Below are 24,192 nucleotides of genomic sequence, written 5' to 3'. Positions count from 1 at the left end.
CGCACGAAAGATACGCAGTTTCACGCATTTTGGTTTTCAACGCGTTGCCGATTTCAGCACCCGATCGACCATGGCCGGTGCAAGGCCGAGGTAATTTTTCGGTGAGGTGAGCGCCTCGATTGTGGCGCGATCGATGCGGCTCGATATCCGTGAATCCAAGGACAACGCATCAGCAAGGCTCATTCCCTTCTCGTTGGCCTGACGGCAGGCGTCATAGACGACGTCATGCGCCTCCTGCCGGCCGATCTGCGGCGCGAGCCCCATCATGACCGCTTCGGCCACAATCAGGCCGCGGCTGATGGCGAGGTTGTCGTTCATCTTCGCCTCGTCCACGATGAGGCCTGCGAGCGCGAACTTCGCCTGGTGCAGCGCGCCGGCAGTCAGCACGAAGCTTTCGGGGATCGCCATCCATTCGGCGTGCCAGGGACCGGTGGCACGCTCGAAATCCTGCACCATGGCGTCGAGCATCAGGCAGGCGTGTTGGCGCACCGCCTTGGATGCCGCAAGCATCAGTTCCGATGAAATCGGGTTGCGCTTCTGCGGCATGGTCGAGGAAGCCCCGCGCCCCTTGACGAAGGGCTCGTAGACCTCGGCGAACTCGGTCGAAGCCATGATCATAACGTCGAGCGCGATCTTGCCGAGCGAGCCAGTGACGAGGGCGAGAAAATTCACCGCCTCGGCGAAGCCGTCGCGCGCGACGTGCCAGGTCGAGGCCGGAATGCCGAGCTTCAGCTCGGCACAGAGCGCCTCCTGCACCTCGAACCCCTTGTCGCCAAGCGAAGCCAGCGTGCCGGCTGCGCCGGCAAACTGGCCGACCAGCACGCGCGGCTTCAGCTGCGCCAGTCGCTCAGCGTGGCGATCGAACATGGCGAGCCAGATCGCGGTCTTGTAGCCGAAGGTGACTGGCAGCGCCTGCTGCAGATGGGTGCGGCCCGCCATCGCCGTGTCACGATGGCGCATCGACAGATCGGCTAGGATCTTGCGCAGCTCGGCGATGTCGCGTTCGACGATGTCAAGCGCGGCGCGCAGTTGCAGCACCACGGCGGTGTCCATGATGTCCTGCGTCGTCGCGCCCCAATGCACGTAGCGGCCGGCCTCGCCGCATTGCTTCACCATCTGATGCACCAAAGGGAGGATCGGATAGCCGACGACATCGGTCTCCTGCCTGAGCAGATCAAAATCGAGCGCGGCAACGTCGGTCCGTGCTGCGATCGCCGCAGCGGCGTCCTGCGGGATCACGCCGCATGCCGCCTCCGCCTTCGCCAGCGCCACCTCGACCTCGGCATGGCGGGCGACCAGCGCAACATCGGAAAACACCTCGCGCATCTCGGGCGTGCCGAAAGCGTCGCGGAACAGCATGGAATCGAGCACGGTGGTCGAGGCGTGAAAAGCGGGCATGGGCGTTTCTTCGTGGCTAGCGTTTTTGTGTGGGTGCTAGCTTACGCAGCCGGCCCAATTCGGCAAAGGGCATTCACCGTTCGTCACATCTACCGCGCCACGACATTATGACGGCACGTCCCCTGTTGCTCCGTCATCCTGAGGCGCGAGGCGTGCGAAGCGGAGCACCGCACGAGGAGCCTCGAAGGATGAGCGGCCGCGATGCAGCGGGGGCCGTCCATCCTTCGAAGCCTCCGCTGCGCTCCGGGGCCTCAGGATGACGGTGTTGGATGGGCGACTATGGTCCCCTCGGCCATCGAGCCCCAGACCGCAACATTCCAGCCGCGGTTGTATTCCCCTCCGAAAGAGGCATGGCTGCCATCACGCAATCGCGATGAACCAAGCACCCCCTTCGGCAGACACACGATTTTCGACCCAAATTTCATTTTGCAATTTTGCTTACCCGATTTCGCAATGAGGCCTGAGTTCTCGACGTGCAGTTTCTGTTCCGGGACCATCTTCTCGATACCGACCGGCGCGAGCTGAGCCGCGAGCAGGTTCCCATTGCCGTGGAGCCGCAGGTTTTCGATCTCGTCGTCCACCTCATGCAGAACCGCGACCGGGTGGTCAGCAAGGACGAGCTGATCGACAAGATCTGGCACGGGCGCAGCGTCTCCGAATCCACCCTGACCAGCCGGATCAACGCGGCGCGCAAGGCGATCGGCGACAATGGCGCGAGCCAGGCGCTGATCCGCACCATCACCCGCAAGGGTTTTCGCTTCGTCGGCGATGTTCAGACCCAACACGGCGCGGTTCCGCCAGGGCCGGTTCGCATCGCCCAGCCTCAGGCAGCCTTCGCGCTGCCCGAGCGGCCAGCGATCGCCGTGCTGCCCTTCACCAATATGAGCGGCGAGGCCGAGCAGGATTATTTCTCCGACGGCATCAGCGAGGACATCATCACCGCGCTGTCGAAGCTGCGCTGGTTCTTCGTCGTCGCGCGCAACTCCTCCTTCGTCTACAAGGGCCGCGCCGTGCACATCCACGAGGTCGCGCGGGAACTCGGGGTGCGCTACGTGGTCGAAGGCAGCGTGCGGCGGAGCGGCGAGCGGGTGCGCATCTCGGCCCAGCTCAACGACGTTTCGACCGGCAGCCATCTCTGGGCCGAACGCTACGACCGCGAGCTCGCCGACATCTTCGCCGTGCAGGACGAGATCACCGAGGCGATCGTCGCTGCCATCGAGCCGCAGCTCTATGCCGCCGAGAGCTTCCGAGCCCAGCAGAAGCCGCCGGGCAGCCTGGATGCCTGGGACCTCGTGATGCGCGCACTGTCGCATTACTGGCGCATCACCCGCGAGGACAATGCGGCCGCGCAAAAGCTGCTGGAAGAAGCCGTCGCGATCGATCCCGCCTATGGCAAGGCGCTCGGCCTGCTCGCGACCAGCCATATGTTCGGGGCGCATATGGGCTGGGCCGACATGGCCGCGACCGTGCCGGTCGCTGAACGTGCGGCGCTCGCGGCGGTGGAGGCCGATCGCGAGGATGCCTGGGCCCATCACGGACTCGCTTACACCTATCTGTTCCGCCGCCGCTTCGATGATGCGCTGGCTGAATTCGAACTGGCCTTGAGGCTCAATCCGAATTTCGCGATGGCGCATGCCTTCCACGGCGTGACGCTGTGCTATGCTGGACGATGGCAGGATGGCGATGCCGCCGCCCGACGCGCGCTACGACTGAGCCCACGCGACCCGCTCGCGGCGATCTATTGCGGGGTTGCGGCCTACGCCCGGTTCGTCGGCCGCGACTACGAGGGCGCTGTGCAGATGGCACGGGAATCGATGCGCGAGCGCGGAGATTTCGTCGGCGCGCACCGCGTGCTGACGGCCGCCGCCGGCATGCTCGGCAATCCGGCACTCGCGGCGTCCGCCCTGGAGGGTCTGCGCCGCGCCCAGCCCGAGGTTACGCTTGCCTGGATCACGCGCGAGCTGCCGATGCTGCGGGAGGAGGATCGTGCGCATTACCTCCAAGGCTTGCGGCGCGCCGGAATGAAGTAACAACGGCGCGATGACGACGGCGCACCTCCCCCTTGTGCACGGGGGAGGAGACTAAAGTGTGCCGATCCGCAAAGCACGAATCTTGCAGCGTGCCGCAGCATGAATGTCTTCGCGGAGCGCTCTTCAATGTACGATACCATCATCGTCGGCGCCGGCTCGGCCGGCTGTGTGCTGGCCAACCGGCTGTCGGCCGATCCAAATCGCAAGGTGCTGGTGCTGGAGGCCGGTCGCGCGGCCCCGCCCGCTTCGGACATTCCGTCCGACTGGCCGACGATGTTCAACACGGCGGTCGATTGGGGCTTTCACACCGAGCCGCAAGCAGGCTGCCGGGGACGGCGCATCTTCTGGCCGCGCGGCAAGATGGTCGGCGGCTCCGGCGCGATGAATGCGATGATTTATATCCGCGGCCTGCCGTCGGATTACGACGGATGGGCCCAGGCGGGCTGCGCAGGCTGGGCCTGGAGCGACGTGCTGCCGAAATTCATCGCCTTCGAGAACAATGCCCGCTTCTCCGACGATCCGTTCCACGGTACCAGCGGGCCGCTGCACGTCGCCGACGTGCCTTTCGTCGATCCCAACGAATTGAAATGGCTGGAGGCGGCGCAGGCCGCGGGGCTTCCGCACAACCCCGATTTCAACGGCGCCACCCAGGAAGGTGCCGGCTTCTTCCAGTTCGTCATCAGGGACGGCGAGCGGTTCGGCACCGGCAAGGCCTATCTGCGCCTCGCGCTGGCGCGTCCCAATCTCGTCCTCAAGACCGGCGTACGCGTCACTCGCATCATCATCGAAAGCGGCCGCGCGATCGGCGTCGCATATCTCGATAATGGGCAGCTGAAGAGCGCCTTCGCCACCAGCGAGATCGTGCTCGCCTCCGGCGCCATCGGCTCGGCGCAACAACTCCTGCTGTCAGGCGTCGGCCCGGCTGACGAATTGAAGGCGGTCGGCGTCGACGCCGTGCATGACCTGCCCGGCGTCGGCACGGATCTCCAGGATCACATCAACATTCCCATCACCTTCTACACGAAGGAGAGGATCGGTGTCGGCGCCTGGACCGACGAAAGTCTCGCGGCGAGCCTTGCAGAGTGGCAAGCGCACCGCAGCGGTCCGCGCACCTCGCCCTGGGTGGCCGCCGGTGCCCATGTGCGCAGCCGCCCCGACGTCGAGCCCGATCTCCAGCTCTATGGCGCGATCAGCCCGCACCGGGACTATGTCCGCTTCCTGTCGTCCAAGCCGGGCATCACCCTGCATGCGACCTTGCAGCGGCCGAACAGCCGCGGCCGGATCACGCTGCGCTCGGCCGACCCGATCGACGATCCCGCGATCGACCCCGGCTATTTCGCGTCGGACCCGAGCGGCATGGATATCGCGACCATGGTCGAAGGCGTACGCATCAACCGTCGCATCGCCGCGCAATCACCGCTCAAGGAGATGATCGAAAGCGAGGTCACGCCGAGCGCGGAAGCGATCAGCGATGCCGAGATCGCCGACTATATCCGCGGCCATTGCACGACGCTCTATCATGCCGCATCGAGCTGCCGGATGGGCACGGACGACCTGGCCGTCGTCGATCCCAAGCGATTGCAGGTGCGCGGCATCGACGGTCTGCACGTCGCCGACGCCTCGGTGATCCCGATCATGGTCTCAGGCAATATCCAGACGCCGACAATCCTGATTGCCGAATGCGCAGCGGCGGCAATCCTGGGCTAGGCGCTAATCGTCGTCAGGCCCGAACAGCCTGAGCTGCGGAAAGCCGCCGCGCGGCCGGCCCGCGAAATCGCGCGCATCGGAATCTTCGCGGATGCGGCGCGCGACGTCATCCCAATCGGTGCGTTCGCGCATGCCGCGCGGCTCGCGGAATTCATAGTGCCGGCGCTCGGCCCAGCGCTCGCGACGCTCGGCTCGGCGCCGTTCGCTCGCGGCGCGCTTCACGTCGGAATCCCTCGCTTTGGCATAGGTGTTATTCGACGAGGATGACGGCTCGGTGGCGGCCTGCTGCTCGGCAGGTTTTGCTGGCTGTGGCGACGATGTGGGTGCGGGCTTGGGCGGCTCGACTGCAGCGGCTTGCGAGGGCTGCGGCGGCGGTGGTTCAGCATTCGCCTGCGTGGTTTGCGTATCAGGCTTTGCGGCTTCAGGCTTTGCTTCGGCCCGCGCGGGCGCCGCGATCATCGCGCCAAAGGCTTGCGAGCCGGCGAGATAGTTCACGCGCTCCGACGGGGCGTTCGCGGTCGCCGGCGTGGGAGCCTCCGTGCGCTGCGCCACCCTGGCAGCGTCCGGGCCCTGCTTGGGCGCGACCGGATTCATGATGTTGCCGGCAACGATACCGCCGCCGAGACCGATGGCGATGGCTGCGATGATGGTTCCGGTACCGACAAAATAGGCTGTCGAGGCGCGCATTCATCCACTCCCATTTGGAGCGGGCAACGCGTGGGGATTGCCAGATGTTCCTGATGGCCGCGGCTCTCAAACAGGAACCGCGCGTATCAGATTTGCTGCGCGACCTTCTCGAGCCCGATGAGGCGAGCGAGCTTGCGCACTTCTTCCTTCTGGTCGTCACGGAGCTGGAACAACAGCGGCATCGCGGCCGACTTCAACTGCTGCACCTCGTCGCAATTCGGATCGATCTGCGCGCTGGGCGGCGCGTTCGGATTCGACAGCTTGTTCGCCTGGATCTTGCGGGCGACGTTGCGCAGCGCAGTCTCGACCGAGGGCCAGTAATATTCCTGCGACGACGACAGTTTCAGACGATCCCTGATGCCCGCGATCTGCACGTCGGACAGCAGCGAATAGGCCTTCTGCGGCTGCGGCTTGGCGACGACCTTCGGTTTGGTCGGAACTTCGACGGCTGGGACCTCGGTCGCGGCGGGCGCCTCGTGCACGCTTGCTTTCGGCATGGGGAAATCGGAGGGCGTGGCGGCGGCGAAGGCCTGGCGCAGCGGCTCGGTCAGCATGGGCGCCTGCGCAAGCTTGTCGGCGGCCACCTGGATCGGCTCGATCGCGGCCGAAGCCAGCGCGAGCGTCGGAACCAGACGGTCGGCCTTGGCGGCGCGGTTGGTTGCGAGCGGCTTGGGCGGGGGCGTCTGGGCGATCATCTCGGCGCTGACGCTGGGCACGCTGTCGCGGCCGAGAATAGCGGTGGTGGCGGCACCGAGGACGAGGAAACAGGTCAGCGCGACGATGGTGATGGCTTTGGACAAACGTCTCTCCGCGTCCGACTTCAAGTCCACGTGATCACTGCCCGGAAACTGGGCGATAATTAAGGCTTAACCGTGCCATTGCGGCGGCAATCGCGCGGACTGCGGCGACATCGCCCGGAAAACCCAAGGAAATCAGGCCGCTGCCGCAAGATCATAGGCGTCCTGGATGTCGGCCACGATCTCCGAGGCTTCCCAGACCGCGCGCGGCTCGACCGATTGCAGCGTCACCGTCCAATTGCCGCCGCGGCGGGTCCGGGGGACGCTGACGATGTCGAAACGGACGTTGCGGCACAGCGGGTGGCGGGCCAGGGCATGGGCGACGCGAACGCGGATCTCGTCCAGCGATGCTGCCGTCTTGGTGTTGAGAAACTCGAAATCCATCGCCTGTCCCTCTCGATCCTGATTGGCGGCCTCGAGAGGGATTCTTGGCGGGTGATGGTTAATCCGCCGTTAAGTGAGGGACGGGGAGCATTGCTGGATTAACCGTGCTGCTTCTCCCTCTCCCCGTTCGATGTCCTTGGCGATATCGATCGCGCCGCGCGCCGGCAGATCGTCGGGATCGAGTCCCGCAGCGACGATCGACGGCTTCAGCATGTTGGTCTGAAGTCCCGTGAAGGCGGTGGTGAGCAGGACATCGTCCGCGCTGCTCTCGACCAGTATTCGCTTGTAACGATCATCCGCCATGCTTTCGCGCGTCGCGATGAATTTTGTGCCCAGATAGCCGAGATGATGGGGTAAATACTCCGGAATTCTACGGTATCGTTGTGGCCCCGGCACCACAGCGCGCAACGGAGTGCGCGTCGGCGATGCCCACCCGATTGCCGGCGAATCAGGGAATCACCTAGATCGCTGATGGGGCTGGGAAGCGGAGAGTGAAATGAGAGTCGCTTCCCTGGAAAGTGCAGTCGCCGCGGTCACGTTGATCACGGCTATCATCGTGGTGCTGTGGGAGATCAAAATCTTCTACGGTCTGTGAACTGGCAGGATGCCAAGCGTCCCTTCCGCGGCGGCGGAAGCCTGCCGTTCATTTGGTCCACGCGGCCGCAAGCCTCCGCATATTCGACACAGCGACCACACAACAGCTGTCATCGCCCGGCTTGCCGCCATCGCTAAAACTACGGCGGCCGAGCACCCTTGTGGCCCGGCGTAGCCTTGGCGGAGCCGGGACGGGGCGAATCTGCCCAGTACTCCAAGACGGCTGTGATTGAACTGATAGGGCGCGGCGTACCGGATGCCCCGCTTCCGCGGAGCATGACAGCGAGAATGACGCACGGACTTCGCGCCCCTCACCGCTTCTCGATCACCAGGCTTTGCATGGCGCGGCCGAAATAGCCCTGCTTGTCCGCAAGCCGCGACATCGCGAGGCCCGCGCCGTCAGGGCCGATCCAGGAGTCGCCGTCGAGCAGGATCCACTCGCCGACCGGCTGGCGCGCAAAGCTCACGGTGAGATCGGCATTGATATAGGTCCAGGCGCGGAAGTCGAGCGAGGAGGCGGTGCCGTTGGAGAAGTCGGCCGCGACCACGGCGCGCATGGCCTGCGAGATCGCCTCGCCCTCGATCAGCGGATGGTCGACGCGAAACCAGATCGCACCGGCACCGGTCTGGCCGAAGCGGCCGCGCGCGGCGCGCATCGAGACCGATCGCACGAACGGGCTAGTGGCGGCATGACCGTCCTCCACCAGCGAGTCCTCCGGAGACGGCAGCGTGAACGGCGGCTCTTTGACATCGTCCGGCAGCGCCTGTGCCTGGCGCCTGATCTTGAGCACGGTGGCGCCGACCACCTGCACGCCGTCGGCGTACAGCTTGATCTCGCAGAGCTGGATCTTGCGGCCCTCGCGCAGGACCTCGGTCGCGATCGTGAGCGGCGCGACCGGCACCGGACGCATCAGATCGATGGTGACGCGTGCAATGTCCATCGCGACTGGCGTCGGAATGCGTTCGGCCGCCCACGTCACCAGCGAGGCCGGCGCCGAGCCGTGCTGCATGCGCCGGTCCCAGGGACCGGCGGCATCCGGGCTGGTGACGACGCTGTTGCCGTCGACGCGGTAGATGGGTGACATCGTTTCAATCAGTCTCAGTTGACGTTCCCCGGACGCTGCGCAGCGCGTAGCGGTGCGCTGCTGATCCGGGGGTCCAAGCGTTACGACGATGGGTCCCGGCTCTGCGGAGCAAATGCTACGCATTGCACCGCGTCCGGGACACGATAACTACAACGGCGGATCGATTGCTTCGTCGTATTCCTTCTTGAAGCGCGCGATCAACTCGGCGGCGGGCACGATGCCCTCGATGCTGCCGATGCCCTGGCCGCTTCCCCAGATCTCCTTCCACGCCTTCGGCTTGGCGCGCTCGCCGGAGGCGTCGGTGCCGAAATTCATTCTGGAGGGATCGGAGGTCGGCAGGTTTTCCGGATCCATGCCGGCAGCGAGGATCGAGGGCTTCAGATAGTTGCCGTGCACGCCGGTGAAGAGGTTGGAATAGACGATGTCGTCGGCGCTCGAGCCCGCGATCATCTCCTTGTATTTCTCGACCGCATTGGCCTCCTTGGTCGCGATGAAGGCCGAACCGATATAGGCGAAGTCCGCGCCGAGAATGCGTGCGGCGCGGATCGCCTTGCCATTGCCGATCGCTCCTGACAGCGCGATCGGGCCGTCGAACCATTTACGCGTTTCGGCAACGAAAGCCAGCGGCGAGATGGTGCCGGCATGGCCGCCGGCCCCAGCCGCGACCAGGATCAGGCCGTCGGCGCCCTTCTCGATCGCCTTGTGCGCGAATTTCTGGTTGATCACGTCGTGGAAGACGATGCCGCCCCAGCCGTGCACGGCCTGGTTCAGCTCCTCGCGCGCCCCTAACGAGGAGATGATCATCGGCACCTTGTACTTGGCGCAGAGCTGCATGTCGTGATCGAGCCGGTTGTTCGACTTGTGCACGATCTGGTTGACGGCGAACGGCGCCGACGGCTTGTCGGGATGGGCGCGGTCATAGGCCGCGAGCTCTTCGGTGATCCGCGCCAGCCATTCGTCGAGCAGCTCCGGCGGCCGCGCATTCAGCGCCGGAAACGAGCCGACCACACCTGCCTTGCACTGCGCGATCACGAGATCGGGCACCGAGATGATGAAGAGCGGCGAGCCGATCACGGGGATCGACAGGCGCCCCTTGAACAAGGCAGGCATGGACATTGCGGAACGATCCTCTTCTGGCGGTCAATTGGGTTGGGAGCCATACCAACAAGGCAATCTTTCCACTGTCAAGTATTGCGTTTTGCCGCCGTAGCGGGTGCTGTTACTGCAATTCCAAGCAGCGGAATACTTACCCATCTGTCCCCTCCGTCATTGCGAGCGCAGCGAAGCAAATCCAGACTGTCTTAGCGGAGGTAGTCTGGATTGCTTCGTCGCAAGAGCTCCTCGCAATGCGAGGCGAGAGCTGCGGACGACAGCCCTACCCAATCAAATCCGGATTTATCAGCCGCTCGAACGAGAACATCTCGTCCCACTTCTCCTCAGTCAGCAATTTTCGCTCGACCACGACGATCTGGTGCAGGGACTTGCCGCTCTTGTAGCCCTCGCGCGCGATCTCGGCGCATTGCTTGTAGCCGAGCAGCGGCTTCAGCACCGTGACGATGCCGAGCGAGTTCAGCACCATGTTGCGGGTGTGCTCCTCGTTGGCGGTGATGCCGACGACGCAATTCTCGCGCAGGCTGTTGACCGCGCGCTCCATGGTGCGGATCGAGAAGAACAGCGCGAACGAGATCACCGGCTCCATCACGTTGAGCTGGAGCTGGCCCGCTGAGGCCGCAAGCGTCACCGTGGTGTCGAGGCCGATGACCAGGAAGCTGGTCTGGTTGACGACTTCGGGAATGACCGGATTGACCTTGCCGGGCATAATTGAGGAGCCCGGCTGAAGCTGGGGCAGGTTGATCTCGTTGAGGCCGGCGCGCGGGCCGGAGGCGAGCAGGCGGATGTCGTTGCAGATTTTCGTCAGCTTGCTCGCCGTGCGCTTCAGGACGCCGGACAATTGCACATAGGCGCCGGTGTCCGAGGTCGCCTCGACGAGGTCGCTGGCGAGAATGAACTCGACGCCGGTCAGCGCGCTGAGGTGCCGGACCGCGAGCTTAGGATAGCCGACGGCCGCGGTAACCGAGGTGCCGATCGCGGTGGCGCCGAGATTGATCTCGCGCAGCAGCGCGCGCGCTTCCGAAATGCGGTCGACCTCCTCGCCGATCGTGGTGCCCCATCCGCGGAATTCGGCCCCCAGCGACATCGGCACCGCGTCCTGCAGATGGGTGCGACCCATCTTCAGCACGCGGTCGAACTCGCGACCCTTGGCGAAGAAGGCCTCCTGGAGCTGTCGCAGCGCCGTCATGTAGCTCTCGAGCCGCAGGATCAATGCCAGCCGAAAGGCGGTGGGATAGGTGTCGTTGGTGGACTGGCCGTAATTGACGTGATCGTTGGGACTGACGTGCTGGTAGTCGCCCTTGGCAAAGCCGAGCGCTTCCAGCGCAAGGTTGGCGATAACCTCGTTGGCGTTCATGTTGGTGGAGGTGCCGGCGCCGCCCTGGATGAAGTCGGTGACGAACTGATCCATCATGTCGCCGGCGATGACGCGGTCGCAGCCGAGGATGATGGCATCCGCGACCTTGGCGTCGATCGCGCCGAGATCGCGATTAGCCATGGCGGCAGCCTTCTTGACGTAGCCAAGCGCCTTCACGAAGTAAGGCTCCTGGCTCATCGGAATGCCGGTGATGTGGAAGTTCTCCTTACCCCGGATGGTCTGGACACCGTAGTAGATGTCGTCGGCGATCTCACGCTGTCCGAGGAAGTCCTGCTCCGTCCGGCTCATGGGCGCTCCTTGTTGCTTGCGCGCTGGGCCATCACGTCAATTCTGGCACAACGCGCTGGTCACGAAAGTATCGGTGCGGCAGTCGTCCGGTTTGCGTTGCCTGCCCGGGATGAGAACCTTGGCCGAGCATTTCTCGGCGGAGTCGGCGTTGAGGCTCTTGCCTTCCTTGTAACCCTTGCCCTGGCAGAGCTGGTCGGCGGCCTGCTTGCAGTCGGGCGCGCCGTTCGACGAGACCGGGCAGACCACGCGCCCCGACACCATGGTCGAGGGCTTGGCCAGCCGCGACAGGTCGTTCATGGTCTCGCCGGGGCTTTTGATCGGCGGCAGAATCGAGGGCAGCTTGTCGAACAGCTTGCCCATTTCGTTGATCAGCCCGGGATTTTCCTCGCCCGCCGGCGGTGCCGATGGAGCGGGTGTCGACGGCGGCGCGGTCTGCTCCCGCAGACCGAGCGACGGCGGGGCGGATTGCGCCCACGCAGGCCCGCCGCCACCGAGCAGAAGCAGCAGCGCTGCTGGTATCAGCGTCCCGAGCCGCACGGCCGGATTGCCGGATCGAACCATCATGACGGCAACCGTAGCCGAAGCCGGCGCGGCGGCAAAGCCGCTGGCTTTAGATCAGTTTGATGGCGACCACGAAGCCGAGCACCAGCACCGCGGCGCCGATCGCGACCCACAGTCCGAGATGCTTCTCGATCCGAACCCGGACCCAGTCGCCATAGCGGTTGAGCAGGATCGCCACGACGAAAAAGCGTCCGCCGCGCGCGACGATCGAACACAGGATGAACAGAACAATGTTGTAGCCGGCAAAGCCCGAGGTGATCGTGACGAGCTTGTAGGGGATCGGCGTCAGCCCCTTGAGCAGGATAATGATCGCACCCCATTCCGCATAGGAGGCGCGGAAGGCGTCGACCTTGTCGCCGAGGCCATAGACCTGGATCAGCCATTGGCCGACCGAGTCGAACAGCAGCGCGCCGATGGCGTAGCCGACGATGCCGCCGACCACCGAGGTGATGGTACAGACGGTTGCATAGACCCAGGCGCGCTGCGGGCGCGCCAGTGACATCGGGATGAGCATCACATCGGGCGGGACCGGAAAGAAGGAGCTTTCTGCGAAAGCCACGGCTCCCATGATCCAGAGCGCGTAGGGCTTGTGGGCGGCGTCGATGCACCAGTCGTAGATACGTTTCAGCATGGCGCCGCGATGAAGCACCATGGGACGGATTTGTCCATGCCGAGATTGGGGCGAATTATGACGTTTCTAGTGGCGCTTGCGCGCGGCGCGGCCTTCGAGCGCGACAATTGGCCGCCGTGAGGCCATGCGCGGTGACGCGACTTTGGGCAGCTTCATCGGTTGCGACTTCGGCAGCTTCTCGGCGATGCCGAGCAAGTCTTCCCGCCGCGTCATTTCCCGCCAGACGTCCTCCGGACGTACTCCGGCCGAAGCCCACAGCACGGTGAGATTGTAGAGCAGGTCGGCGCTTTCACGGATCACGGCCTCGCTATCGCCATTGACCGCATCGATGACGACTTCGATGGCCTCTTCGGCCAGCTTCTTTGCCATTTTGGAGGGCCCACGCTGAAACAGCCGGGCCGTGCGCGATGTTGCCGGATCAAGATCCCTGGCCGCGAGCACAGCCAGATATAGCCGCTCAAGCGAATCACTCATGGTACTCAAAACTACGCTAAACAAATGGCGAGCGTGTTAACGCGCGGCAATAAAAGCAGAAAACAGGCCGGCGCGGCAAGCGCGACGGCCTGTTTTGGCCAACCTTCGGGTGCCGGAGCTAATAGCAGTTCTGGTAGTAACCCTGGCCGCAGAACTCGGACGGAGCCGTGCCGCCATAGCGCTGATACGGGAAGTTCGGGCCTGGACCATAATAGGGCCCGTAGGCAGGAGCCCTGTAATAGACGGGGCCGCCGTAATAGCCATAGCCCGGACCGTAGTCATAGGCGTAGGCGTCACGGGTTGCGGCGATGGCAAGACCGGTGCCGATAGCGGCGAAAGCCGCAGCAGCAGCCGCGCCACCGCCACCATGCCAGTGTCGGCCGCCCGCATATGAAGCGGTCGGGGCAATTGCGGTCACCGCCAGCACCGCGGCGGTGGCAAGAACGGCCTTTCGGCCCGCAAACCTGGAGAATCGCTCGAACATATCTTGGGCCCTCCTTTGGGACCTGGAATGGACGCCTGCGGACAGGCTCATGCCTCTCAAACCCGCAGTACCTAAGTTGGGTTCCCCAACCCCAACACAAGCTGAACGGGGTTGCGTAATCGTGACGCAACCGCCGCTCATCCGCCGTTCATGTTGGTGCGCGCACGCTCGTTGCGGGCCGGCGCTGCAAGCGTCTCGAAACCACAACAATGCGGGACCGGCGCAATCGATGTCAGGATTCAAGACGATCGCCCTTCACTGCCTGCGGGCCCTTGCAATCTCGTTCGCAGCATTGACTGCGCGCGAGGCCACGGGAGCCGAGAGCGGCACCCCCTCCACAGCGATCCACTTCACCTTCGACCGTCCCATTGATGCGAGCATGGCGCCGTTCTTCCTTGCGGCGAAGGACGGCAGGTTCGGCGCCGAGCGTCTCAACGTGTCCTTCAACAGTGCGAGCGGATCGCCGGAGGCGCTCGCACGCGTCGCCAAGGGCGACAGCGAGCTTGCGCTCGTCGACATCAACGAGCTGATCCGTTTCCGTGACAAGGACGACACGGCGCCGGTCAAGGCGGTGTTCGTGCTGTTCAACAGCGCACCCTACGCGATCGTCGCGCGCAAGAGCCGCGGCATCCACCTCCTGCCCGATCTCGACGGCAAGACCGTCGGCGTTGCCGACAGCGACCTGTCCATGCGGCTGTGGCCGGCGCTGGCGCAGCAGAACGGCATCAAGGCATCGCGCATCAAATTCCACAAGATCGGCGCGGCGGTACGCGAGCCGATCCTGTCCGCGGGACAGGTCGATGCCGTCGCCGGCTTCAACTATCTGTCGGCGGTGAATCTGCGCGACCGCGGCGTGCCTGGAGCCGATCTCGTCGTGCTGCGCTATGCGGACTACGGCTGCGAAGCCTATGGCTTTGCCGTGGTGGTCAATCCGGCCTTCGCCGCAGCAAAGCCGGACGCCGTGAAGGGCTTCGTCCGCGCTTTGATCGCGGGCATCAACGTCACCATCAGAGAGCCGGGGCGTGCGGCCGAGGAGGCCGCGAGCCGCATCGACGACGGAGACCGCAACCTGGAGCTGGAGCGCCTGCGCACCGTCCTCGCCGACAACGTCCTGACCGACGAGGTCAAGCGCAACGGCCTCGGCGGCGTCGAGCCGGCGCGCCTGGAGCGCTCGATCGACCAGATCGCGCAGGACTTCAAGTTCCGCAAACGGCCGGCGGCGGGCGACGTCTTCGACGACCAGTTCCTGCCGGGCGTGGCGGAGCGCCTGATCAATTGAGCAAAACTGCCAGCTTCCGCTATATCTCCCGCACGATCCCTGCTTAAAATACGGGCTCCGTCGTCCGTTCGAGTTCGTCGCCCGTATGTCCATGCTCCGTATCTACACCCGCGTACTCGAGCTGCTCGGCAAGGAGGCGCGGCTGGGCTGGCTGCTCGCGGTCGCCAATCTCCTGCTCGCGGGCTCGCAATTCGCCGAGCCTGTGCTGTTCGGCCGTATCGTCGACGTGCTCTCGGGCAAGACGGTGGCCGGGTCGAACTCGGCCTGGCCGTTCCTGACCGCCTGGGTCGCGTTCGGGCTCTTCACCATCGCGTGCAGCGCGCTCGTGGCCTTGCAGGCCGACCGGCTTTCACATCGCCAGCGTCAGGCGGTGCTGACCGACTATTTCGAGCACATCCTGCAACTGCCGCTGACCTTCCACTCCGGCACCCATTCGGGCCGGCTGATGAAGGTGATGCTCAACGGCACCGATGCGCTGTGGCGGTTGTGGGTCGGCTTTTTCCGCGAGCACTTTGCCGCGATCCTCTCGGTCGTGGTGCTGCTGCCGCTATCGCTGTACCTGAACTGGCGGCTCGCGATCCTGCTGTTCGTGCTCTGCATCGTCTTCACGGCGCTGACGACCTTCGTGGTGCGCAAGACCTTCGGCATGCAGATGGAGGTCGAGGAGCACTATAGCGAGCTCTCCGCGCGCGCCTCCGATGCGCTCGGCAATGTCGCGCTGGTGCAGAGCTTCGTCCGCGTCGAATCCGAGGTGAAGGGGCTGCGCTCCGTCGCCGACGAGCTGCTGGCGGCGCAGATGCCGGTGCTGTCCTGGTGGGCGGTCGTCACCATCATCACGCGCGCCTCCACCACTATCACAGTGCTCGCGATCTTCACGCTCGGCATCGCCCTGCACGATCAGGGGCTGACCTCGGTCGGCGAGATCGTGATGTTCGTGAGCTTTGCGACGATGCTGATCCAGAAGCTCGAGCAGGTCGTGAGCTTCATCAACAGCGTGTTCATGGAAGCGCCGCGCCTGCGCGAGTTCTTTGGCGTGCTCGATGCCGTGCCGGCCGTCCACGATCGGCCCGACGCGATCGATGCCGGCAGGCTCTCCGGCCTCGTCGAGTTCCACGACGTCACGTTCTCCTATGACGGCAAGCGGCCGGCGATCGAGGACCTCACCTTCACCGCGCTGCCCGGCGAGACCATCGCGCTGGTCGGGCCGACCGGCGCCGGCAAATCCACCGCGATCGCGCTCTTGCACCGCGCCTTCGATCCGCAATCCGGCTTCATCAAGATCGACGGCATGGACGTCCGCGGCGTGACATTGACCTCGCTGCGACGAAACATCGGCGTCGTGTTCCAGGAAGCGCTGCTGTTCAACCGTTCGATCGAGGAGAACTTACGCGTCGGCAAGCCGGATGCGACCGAGGCAGAGATGCGCACGGCGGCCGAGCGCGCCCAGGCGCTCGACTTTATCGAGCGCAGCGGCGGCTTCACGACCAATGCCGGCGAGCGCGGCCGCATGCTCTCCGGCGGCGAGCGCCAGCGCCTCTCGATTGCCCGCGCGCTTCTCAAGGACCCGCCGATCCTGATCCTGGACGAAGCCACCAGCGCGCTGGACGCCGTCACCGAGGTCAAGGTGAATGCCGCTCTCGACGAAGTGATGAAGGGCCGCACCACTTTCGTGATCGCCCATCGTCTCTCCACCATCCGTAGCGCCACGCGGATCCTGGTGTTCGAGAATGGACGCGTGATCGAAACCGGAACTTTCGATGAACTCGTGACCAAAGGCGGCCATTTTGCCGAGATGGCCAAGGCCCAGTTCATGGTCCATGAGAACGCACGGGCCAGCGTGACGGCGGCCGAGGCTGCCGCGACGGCGGCCAAATCCCCTTAGCAAGTCCCCACAGCACCGTCGAAATTCGGCCTATTTCATTGCGGAATACCGCGCCGATCCCCCTATTCTCGACGCACCAGCCGGTATAGGTTTGCGACGCCGCAAGCGGCGGCGCCGGATTTCAGAACCGACGATCAGATCACGAGAGCCGACCGTATCAGGCGGATCTCCAAGGACCGGAATCGGATAGTGCACGCCCTTCGCCCGCTGCTTCGCAAATCCCTGTTCAACCTGCTCGCTGCGACGCTCGCATGTGCCGCGTTGCTCGCGCCGCGCGCGGCGAGCGCCGAAGCGCTGCTGCTGATCGAGGCCGACAGCGGCAAGGTGCTACAGGCCGATAACGCGACCATCCCCTGGTACCCGGCCTCCGTCACCAAGATCATGACCGCCTATGTCACGCTGAAGGCGGTCAAGGACGGCAGGCTGACGCTCGACACGCTGCTCACGGTATCGCCGACCGCGGCCTCGCAATCGCCCTCGAAGATGGGATTCCGCCCGGGAACGCAGGTCACCGTCGACAACGCGCTGAAGATGATGATGGTCAAGTCGGCGAACGATATGGCCGTGGTGCTCGCCGAAGGCGTCGGCGGCTCGATCGACGGCTTCTCCGCGATGATGAACGACACCGCGAAGAAGCTCGGGATGACGCAGACGAGCTACGTCAATCCGAACGGCCTGCCCGCCGACGGCCAGATCACCTCGGCGCGCGACCTCGGCATTTTGGCGCGCTCGTTCCTGCGCGAGCTGCCGGAATACGAATACTTCGTGCACATCCCGGCGATCCGCTTCGGCAAGCGCGTCACCGGCAATTTCAACAAGCTGATCGGCCGCTATCCCGGCGCCGACGGGTTCAAGACCGGCTTCATCTGCGCCTCCGGCTACAACCTCGTCGCCTCGGCCACGCGCAACGGCCGCCGGCTGATCGCGGTGGTCCTGGGTGCCAATTCCGGCACCGCGCGCGCGGTGAAGGCGGCGCAGCTGCTCGAGCGTGGCTTCGGCCAGGACAATCTCACCTGGCTGCGCCCCTCGCTCGGCACCGTCGAAAATCTCCTGCCGGTCGACGCCACTCCGCCGAATCTGCGCGACGAGATGTGCGGGCCCAACCGCAAGCGGCCGGCCACCGACGACGACGATGCGCTGATCGCGGCCAATGGCGGCGCGACCGGATCGGCCTCCGCCACCGGCGGCGAGGCCCAGGTCACCTTCTTCACGGCGGGCCTGCAGCCGCCGCTGATGAAGGCTTCCGAGCTGATGGCCTCGGCCCCCGCGGCGGTCGAACCCGTGCTGGTCTATACCGGCCCGACCCGCACCGGCACCGCGCTGATCGCGGCCGTCGCCGCCGACGCCGACCAGCAGGCCGCATCAAAGCCGCGTGGCAAGAAGTCGCGCGTCGCCAAGAAGCCCGACGCGGCTGACAAGCCCACGGACAAGCCCAACGACACTAAGACGGCGGCGGCGAAGCCTGCCGCCTCCAAGCCTGCCGCCTCCAAGCCTGACGCCAAGAGCGACACAAAGACCACAGCCAAGCCGGCCGGTGCCAAGCATGCTGCGGCCAAGCCCGATGCGGCCAAATCTGCCGAGAAGCCTGCGGCAAGCGGCGATCAGGCGGCAAAGCCTGCCAAGCCCAAGGCCGCGACCAAGCCCGCCGCCGCCAAGCCGGCGAACAACAGTTAGCGCCCCTCGGGATAAACCGCAGCCCGCGCTTCGCACCTGCGGCAGCGTGCTTTGCGACGATTCCAGTAGCTACGCCCCGACCTTTGCCCTAAGCCACGACGACTTGCCACCCGTTCCGGCAAGCTGGATACTGGCGGCAATGAGGCAAGCCCGAGAACAACGGGCCCTGGTCAATGAGGGGAGTCTTCCATGGAGCGCATCTGGCTCAAGCAGTACCCGCCCGGCGTGCCCGCCGATATCGAGCCGACGCAATACGCATCGCTGGTCGACCTGCTGGAGGAGAGCTTCACCAAGTTCGCCGACCGCAAGGCGTTCATCTGCATGGACAAGTCGATCAGCTATCGCGACCTCGACCAGATGTCGGTCGCCCTCGCCGCCTACCTGCAGGGCCGCGGGCTCCAGCGCGGCGCCCGCGTCGCGATCATGATGCCGAACGTGCTGCAATATCCGGTCGCGACCGCCGCCGTGCTGCGCGCCGGATTTGCGGTCGTGAACGTCAACCCGCTTTACACCCCGCGCGAGCTCGAGCACCAGCTCAAGGATTCCGGCGCCGAAGCCATCATCGTGCTGGAGAACTTTGCCCATACCGTCGAGCAGGTGATCGCCAAGACGCAGGTGAAGCACGTCATCGTCGCCAGCATGGGCGACCTGCTCGGCTTCAAAGGCGTGATCGTCAATCTCGTCGTCCGCCGCGTGAAGAAGATGGTGCCAGCCTGGTCGCTGCCGGGCGCGGTGTCGTTCAACGACGCGCTGTCGGCCGGCCGCGGCATGACCTTCAACAAGCCGAAACTGTCGCCGGGCGACGTCGCCTTCCTGCAATATACCGGCGGCACCACCGGCGTCTCCAAGGGCGCCACGCTGCTCCATCGCAACATCGTCGCCAACGTCCTGCAGAACGACGCCTGGCTCCAGCCGGCGCTCGCCGCGCCGCCGCATGTCGACCAGCTCATGATCGTCTGCGCGCTGCCGCTCTATCACATTTTCGCGCTGACGGCCTGCTACCTGCTGGCGGTGCGCGCCGGCGGCTGCAATCTCCTGATCCCAAACCCGCGCGACATTGCCGGCTTCATCAAGGAGCTGGCGAAATACCAGGTCAACAGCTTCCCGGCCGTGAACACGCTCTACAACGGGTTGATGCACCATCCCGATTTCAAGAAGCTCGACTTCTCCAAGCTGAAGATCTCCAACGGCGGCGGCATGGCGGTGCAGCGCGCCGTGGCCGATCAGTGGAAGGCGATCACCGGCTGCTTCATTGCCGAAGGTTACGGCCTGTCGGAGACCTCGCCGACGCTGACCTGCAATCCGGCGACGGCAACGGAGTTCACGGGTACGATCGGCATCCCCGTGCCTTCGACCTGGATCTCGATCCGCGACGACGACGGCAACGAAGTCCCGCTCGGCCAGCCCGGCGAGATCTGCGCCAAGGGCCCGCAGGTCATGTCCGGCTACTGGAACAGGCCGGAAGAGACCGCCAAGGTGATGACCGCTGACGGATATTTCCGCACCGGCGACATCGGCATCATGGACGAGAAGGGCTACACCAAGATCGTCGACCGCAAGAAGGACATGATCCTGGTCTCCGGCTTCAACGTCTATCCCAACGAGATCGAGGAAGTGATCGCGAGCCATCCGGGCGTGCTCGAATGCGCCGTGATCGGCATCCCCGATTCCAAGTCGGGCGAAGCGGTGAAGGCGTTCGTGGTGAAGAAGGACCCGAACCTCACCGCAGAAGCCGTGATCAAGTTCTGTCACGAGCAGCTCACCGGCTACAAGGTGCCCAAGCACATCGAATTCCGCAACGACCTGCCGAAGACCAATGTCGGCAAGATCCTGCGCCGCCAGCTCCGCGACGAGAAGAATGCGGAAGCGGCGTAAGGCGACGCTTCCGGTCGATGACTGAGGTCGGCGACATCGAGCCATCAGACATTCTCGCCTTCTGGCGCGAGGCCGGCCGCGAGCGCTGGTACAAGCGCAACGACGCCTTCGATGCGGAAGTCAGGCGCCGCTTTCTCGCTGTATGGCAGAAGGCGGTCGCCGGTGAGCTCGGATCATGGGAGACGACGGATGAGGGCACGCTCGCGCTCGTCATCGTGCTCGATCAGTTCCCCCGCAACATGTTCCGCGGCACGCCACAAACCTTTGCCAGTGACGCGCAGGCGCGCGAGGTCGCCCGTCGCGCCATCGATCGGGGCGTCGACCGTAGGGTCGATCCCATGCTGCTCGAATTCCTCTACCTGCCCTTCATGCATTCCGAGCACCTGGCTGACCAGCTGCACTGCGTCGCGCTGTTTCAAAACACCGACAATGCCGAGAACCTGAAATACGCTCGCGAGCACGCCGACATCATCCGGCGGTTCGGCCGCTTCCCCCACCGCAACCGCCTCCTCGGTCGCGACACGACGGAGGAAGAGCAGGCCTTCCTCGATCATGGCGGATTTTCCGGCTGATGACATCATGGTGAACGGCCGCCGTCCTCGCCGCTTCCGCCGCCGGCAATATTGTGCAGGCCCGCCGCCCGGTCTAAAAAGCGGGACCGATTTTCAGGGAGACTGACGATGGCGATCCAGACTGGCGACAAGCTGCCCGAGGCGAAATTCCGCGTGATGACGGCGGACGGCCCGCAGGTGAAGACCACCGACGATATCTTCAAGGGCAAGAAGGTGGCGCTGTTCGCGGTGCCCGGCGCCTATACCGGCACCTGCCACAAGATGCATCTGCCGAGCATCTTCCTCAATGCTTACGCCATCAAGGACAAAGGCGTCGACACCATTGCCATCGTCTCGGTCAACGACGCCTTCGTCATGAACGCCTGGAAGCGCGACACCGACCAGCGCGACGAGGCCGTCTTCCTCGCCGACGGCAATGCCGACTTCACCAAGGCGATCGGCATGGAGCTGGACGCCTCCGCCAACGGCCTCGGCATCCGCTCCAAGCGCTATTCGATGCTGGTCGAGGACGGCGTGGTGAAGAAGCTGAACCTCGAGGCGATGCCCGGTAAGGTCGAGGTCTCCGGCGGGGATACGCTGCTCGGGCAGCTGTGAACTTTACGCGCAGTTGCTTCCAAGGATTACGTCATGCCCGGGCTTGTCCCGGGCATCCACGTTCTTGGCCATATGCGGAAAGACGTGGATGGCCGGGTCAAGCCCGGCCATGACGAGTGGAGAGAGCGAGCGTCCTCTCTACTCCCGCACCCGCTGCTGCAAACGTGCCATCGCAATCCCATCGCGCGCCAGCTGATCGGCGCGCTCGTTCTCGGGGTGACCGGCGTGGCCCCTGACCCAGTGCCAGCGGACCTCGTGCTGCTTCAGCGCGGCGTCGAGGCGCTGCCATAGCTCGACATTCTTCACCGGCTTCTTGTCGGCGGTGCGCCAGCCGTTGCGCTTCCAGCCGAAGATCCAACCCGTGATGCCCTGCCGCACATACTGGCTATCGGTGTAGAGATCGACCGTGCACGGCTTCTTCAGCGCCTCGAGCGCGGAGATCGCCGCCATCAATTCCATCTGGTTGTTGGTGGTGTGCGGCTGGCCGCCGTTCAGCTCCTTTTCCTTGTCGCCGAACCTCAGGATCGCGCCCCAGCCGCCCGGCCCTGGATTTCCCGAGCAGGCGCCGTCGGTATAGATCGTGACGTTGGGAAGCTCGCTCACGCCACCAGCCCCGACGGCATAAGCCCATAGTCGCGCGCGCTCGTCACGCTCTGGTGGAAGCGCAGCTTGCGGACATACTCGAGGGGATCCTTCGGCTTGACCAGCGCACCTGGCGGCACGTTGAGCCAGTCGACCAGCCGCGTCAGCAGGAAGCGGATCGCAGCGCCGCGCGCCAAGAGCGGCAGCGCGGTCTCTTCCGCGTCTGTGAGCTTGCGCACGCGGCCATAGGCGTTGAGGAAGGCGCGCGCCTTGGTGACGTTGAAGGAATGATCCGGCTCGAAGCACCAGGCATTGAGGCAGATCGCGACGTCATAGGCCAGCATGTCGTTGCAGGCGAAAGTGAAGTCGATGATCCCTGACAGCTTGTCGCCGAGGAAGAAGACGTTGTCGTTGAAGAGATCGGCGTGGATCACGCCCTGCGGCAGATCGGTGGGCCAGACCCCGCTCGAGAGATAATCGAGCTCGGCGGCGAGAAACGCACGCAGGCCGGGCTGCACCTCATCGGCGCGGTTCGCCGCCGCGTCGAACAGGGGACGCCAGCCCGCGACCGAGAGCGCATTGGCGCGCTTGATCGCAAAATTGGCGCCGGCCAGATGCATCCGCGCCAGCCCCTCGCCGACGCCGGCGCAATGGGCCGCGTTCGGCTTGCGCGGCCAGACCCCTTCGAGAAAGGTGATGATCGCGGCGGGGCGGCCCGACAGCTCGCGCAGCGCCTCGCCGTCGTGTCCCTTCACCGGCAGCGGGCAATTGACGCCGTGCTCGGCGAGATGCGTCATCAGCGCAAGGAAGAACGGCAGATCGTTCTTCGCCACGCGCTTCTCATAGAGCGTGAGGATGAACGATCCCTGGCTGGTGTGCAGCAGGAAGTTGGAGTTTTCGACGCCCTCGGCGATGCCCTTGTAGGAGAGCAGTTCGCCGAGATCGTATTGCTTCAGGAAATCCGCAAGCTCGTCGGCGGCGACGTCGGTGTAGACCGCCATAAAGGTCTACTCGGCGGCAGCTTCGGGGCGCACCTGACGCGGCAGCGGGAAGAACTCGTTCTCTTCCGCGGCCGAGACCGTCTCCACATGCAGCGTGTAGCGCTCGGCGAAGGCGTCCATGATCTCCTCGACGATCACTTCCGGCGCGGAGGCGCCCGCGGTGATGCCAAGGCTGGTGATGTTGCCGAACTTGCTCCAGTCGATGTCGGTGGCGCGCTGCGCCAGCACCGCGATCTTGCAGCCCTCGCGCTCGGCAACCTCGCGCAGGCGCTGCGAGTTCGACGAGTTCGGCGCACCGACCACAATCAGGGCGTCCACCACCGGCGCCACCTTCTTCACCGCGAGCTGGCGGTTGGTGGTGGCGTAGCAGATGTCTTCCTTGTGCGGCCCGTTGATGTTCGGGAAGCGCTCCTTGAGCAGCGCCACGATCTCCGCGGTGTCGTCGATCGATAGCGTGGTCTGGGTCACGAAGGCGAGATTGTTGGGGTCCTTCGGCGTGATGGTCTTGGCGTCCTCGGCGGTCTCGATCAGAGTCACGGCGCCGGGCGGAAGCTGGCCGAGCGTGCCGACCACCTCGGGATGGTGGGAATGGCCGATCAGGAAGATCTCGCGGCCGCGCTTGAAATGGATCGCAGCCTCGCGGTGCACCTTGGTCACCAGCGGGCAGGTCGCATCCAGCGAGAACAGATTGCGGGACTGGGCGTCGGCCGGAACCGACTTCGGCACGCCGTGCGCCGAGAACACCACCGGGGCGGTGGTATTTTCCGGGATTTCCGCCAGTTCCTCGACGAAGATGGCGCCCTTCTTCTTCAACCCATCGACGACGTACTTGTTGTGCACAATCTCGTGGCGAACATAGACGGGGGCGCCGTACTTATCGAGCGCCCGTTCCACGGTGTCGATCGCCCGGACCACCCCGGCACAGAAGCCGCGAGGAGAACAAAGCACGATCTTGAGGTCTGGTTTGGCTGACATTGCGCGATCTCGGGACCGAATCACCCGTTCGCCTTCTGGCGGGGGGCGGTCGATGGATGGGAATTGGGCTTAAAACTGTCGGCTTGAACCTTACAGCGGTTCAAAGGGAATTGGGCCCCCTTTCGGGCGGTGTCAAGGCACTATCTATAG

At 64.7% G+C, this 24,192-nt stretch carries 22 protein-coding genes and 1 pseudogene; 8 read left to right on the top strand and 15 right to left on the bottom strand.

Annotated features, from left to right (window positions below):
- Positions 1–36: 36 nt before the first annotated feature.
- Complete coding sequence (gene pcaB / locus YU9_RS0126055) at positions 37–1,398, bottom strand: 3-carboxy-cis,cis-muconate cycloisomerase (protein ID WP_027575439.1); 1,362 nt, start codon at positions 1,396–1,398, stop codon at positions 37–39.
- Between the two features lie 473 nt (positions 1,399–1,871).
- On the opposite strand from pcaB, the gene YU9_RS0126050 reads away from it, so the two are divergent.
- Positions 1,872–3,428 (top strand): winged helix-turn-helix domain-containing protein, encoded by a 1,557-nt coding sequence (locus YU9_RS0126050; protein ID WP_027575438.1) that lies wholly within the window; start codon positions 1,872–1,874, stop codon positions 3,426–3,428.
- A gap of 126 nt (positions 3,429–3,554) precedes the next feature.
- Positions 3,555–5,135, top strand: coding sequence for a GMC family oxidoreductase (locus YU9_RS0126045; RefSeq protein WP_027575437.1), 1,581 nt, complete (start codon positions 3,555–3,557; stop codon positions 5,133–5,135).
- Positions 5,136–5,138: 3 nt separating this feature from the next.
- Here YU9_RS0126045 and YU9_RS0126040 read toward each other — a convergent pair whose 3' ends face one another.
- From YU9_RS0126040 to YU9_RS0125985, 11 genes and pseudogenes are all read right to left on the bottom strand, one after another.
- A complete protein-coding gene (locus tag YU9_RS0126040; protein WP_027575436.1) occupies positions 5,139–5,822 on the bottom strand; it encodes a hypothetical protein in 684 nt (227 codons plus the stop codon).
- An 86-nt stretch (positions 5,823–5,908) separates the two neighbouring features.
- Positions 5,909–6,622, bottom strand: a complete 714-nt coding sequence (locus tag YU9_RS0126035; RefSeq protein ID WP_027575435.1) for a hypothetical protein — start codon at positions 6,620–6,622, stop codon at positions 5,909–5,911.
- Between the two features lie 132 nt (positions 6,623–6,754).
- Complete coding sequence (locus YU9_RS0126030; RefSeq protein ID WP_027575434.1) at positions 6,755–7,003, bottom strand: hypothetical protein; 249 nt, start codon at positions 7,001–7,003, stop codon at positions 6,755–6,757.
- A gap of 126 nt (positions 7,004–7,129) precedes the next feature.
- Positions 7,130–7,360: pseudogene (locus YU9_RS0126025) on the bottom strand (nitronate monooxygenase); the annotation flags it as partial.
- A 548-nt stretch (positions 7,361–7,908) separates the two neighbouring features.
- Entirely contained in the window at positions 7,909–8,682 is a 774-nt protein-coding gene (locus YU9_RS0126015; protein ID WP_027575432.1) for a thioesterase family protein, read from the bottom strand.
- 147 nt (positions 8,683–8,829) lie between these two features.
- Positions 8,830–9,798: a nitronate monooxygenase family protein gene (locus YU9_RS0126010; protein WP_027575431.1), complete on the bottom strand. Its 969-nt coding sequence runs from the start codon at positions 9,796–9,798 to the stop codon at positions 8,830–8,832.
- Positions 9,799–10,057: 259 nt separating this feature from the next.
- Positions 10,058–11,458: an aspartate ammonia-lyase gene (locus YU9_RS0126005; protein WP_027575430.1), complete on the bottom strand. Its 1,401-nt coding sequence runs from the start codon at positions 11,456–11,458 to the stop codon at positions 10,058–10,060.
- A 36-nt stretch (positions 11,459–11,494) separates the two neighbouring features.
- On the bottom strand, positions 11,495–12,022 hold the full coding sequence (locus tag YU9_RS0126000) for a hypothetical protein (protein ID WP_027575429.1): 528 nt from the start codon (positions 12,020–12,022) through the stop codon (positions 11,495–11,497).
- 46 nt (positions 12,023–12,068) lie between these two features.
- On the bottom strand, positions 12,069–12,671 hold the full coding sequence (locus tag YU9_RS0125995) for a YqaA family protein (protein WP_084299057.1): 603 nt from the start codon (positions 12,669–12,671) through the stop codon (positions 12,069–12,071).
- Positions 12,672–12,716: 45 nt separating this feature from the next.
- Positions 12,717–13,124: a phosphoribosyl-ATP diphosphatase gene (hisE, locus tag YU9_RS0125990; protein WP_027575427.1), complete on the bottom strand. Its 408-nt coding sequence runs from the start codon at positions 13,122–13,124 to the stop codon at positions 12,717–12,719.
- A gap of 118 nt (positions 13,125–13,242) precedes the next feature.
- Positions 13,243–13,608: a hypothetical protein gene (locus tag YU9_RS0125985; RefSeq protein ID WP_027575426.1), complete on the bottom strand. Its 366-nt coding sequence runs from the start codon at positions 13,606–13,608 to the stop codon at positions 13,243–13,245.
- 229 nt (positions 13,609–13,837) lie between these two features.
- On the opposite strand from YU9_RS0125985, the gene YU9_RS0125980 reads away from it, so the two are divergent.
- The 6 genes from YU9_RS0125980 (at position 13,838) to YU9_RS0125955 (ending at position 21,484) form a co-directional block, all read left to right on the top strand.
- Entirely contained in the window at positions 13,838–14,887 is a 1,050-nt protein-coding gene (locus tag YU9_RS0125980; protein WP_027575425.1) for an ABC transporter substrate-binding protein, read from the top strand.
- Between the two features lie 85 nt (positions 14,888–14,972).
- On the top strand, positions 14,973–16,769 hold the full coding sequence (locus YU9_RS0125975; protein WP_027575424.1) for a glucan ABC transporter ATP-binding protein/ permease: 1,797 nt from the start codon (positions 14,973–14,975) through the stop codon (positions 16,767–16,769).
- Positions 16,770–16,958: 189 nt separating this feature from the next.
- A complete protein-coding gene (locus YU9_RS0125970) occupies positions 16,959–18,443 on the top strand; it encodes a D-alanyl-D-alanine carboxypeptidase family protein (RefSeq protein WP_027575423.1) in 1,485 nt (494 codons plus the stop codon).
- Positions 18,444–18,632: 189 nt separating this feature from the next.
- Positions 18,633–20,318 carry a long-chain fatty acid--CoA ligase gene (locus tag YU9_RS0125965; protein WP_027575422.1) on the top strand — a complete coding sequence of 562 codons (1,686 nt, stop codon included), beginning with the start codon at positions 18,633–18,635 and terminating at the stop codon, positions 20,316–20,318.
- Positions 20,319–20,335: 17 nt separating this feature from the next.
- Positions 20,336–20,890, top strand: a complete 555-nt coding sequence (locus YU9_RS0125960; protein ID WP_027575421.1) for a DUF924 family protein — start codon at positions 20,336–20,338, stop codon at positions 20,888–20,890.
- A 108-nt stretch (positions 20,891–20,998) separates the two neighbouring features.
- Positions 20,999–21,484 (top strand): peroxiredoxin, encoded by a 486-nt coding sequence (locus tag YU9_RS0125955; RefSeq protein WP_027575420.1) that lies wholly within the window; start codon positions 20,999–21,001, stop codon positions 21,482–21,484.
- A gap of 138 nt (positions 21,485–21,622) precedes the next feature.
- On the opposite strand, the gene rnhA is transcribed toward YU9_RS0125955, so the two are convergent.
- Genes rnhA through ispH form a run of 3 tightly spaced genes read right to left on the bottom strand, consistent with a single transcriptional unit; the run spans position 21,623 to position 24,042 of the window.
- Entirely contained in the window at positions 21,623–22,087 is a 465-nt protein-coding gene (rnhA, locus tag YU9_RS0125950) for a ribonuclease HI (RefSeq protein ID WP_027575419.1), read from the bottom strand.
- Positions 22,084–23,067 (bottom strand): homoserine kinase, encoded by a 984-nt coding sequence (locus YU9_RS0125945; protein WP_027575418.1) that lies wholly within the window; start codon positions 23,065–23,067, stop codon positions 22,084–22,086. Before YU9_RS0125945 ends, rnhA begins: the two co-directional genes overlap by 4 nt.
- Before the next feature lie 6 nt (positions 23,068–23,073).
- On the bottom strand, positions 23,074–24,042 hold the full coding sequence (gene ispH / locus YU9_RS0125940; protein WP_027575417.1) for a 4-hydroxy-3-methylbut-2-enyl diphosphate reductase: 969 nt from the start codon (positions 24,040–24,042) through the stop codon (positions 23,074–23,076).
- Positions 24,043–24,192 lie beyond the last annotated feature (150 nt).

It is taken from the genome of Bradyrhizobium sp. WSM1743 (assembly GCF_000473065.1).
Taxonomy (GTDB): Bacteria; Pseudomonadota; Alphaproteobacteria; order Rhizobiales; family Xanthobacteraceae; genus Bradyrhizobium.
Note: the sequence above shows the minus strand (reverse complement) of the source record. Positions and strands in the feature narration are given on the sequence as shown.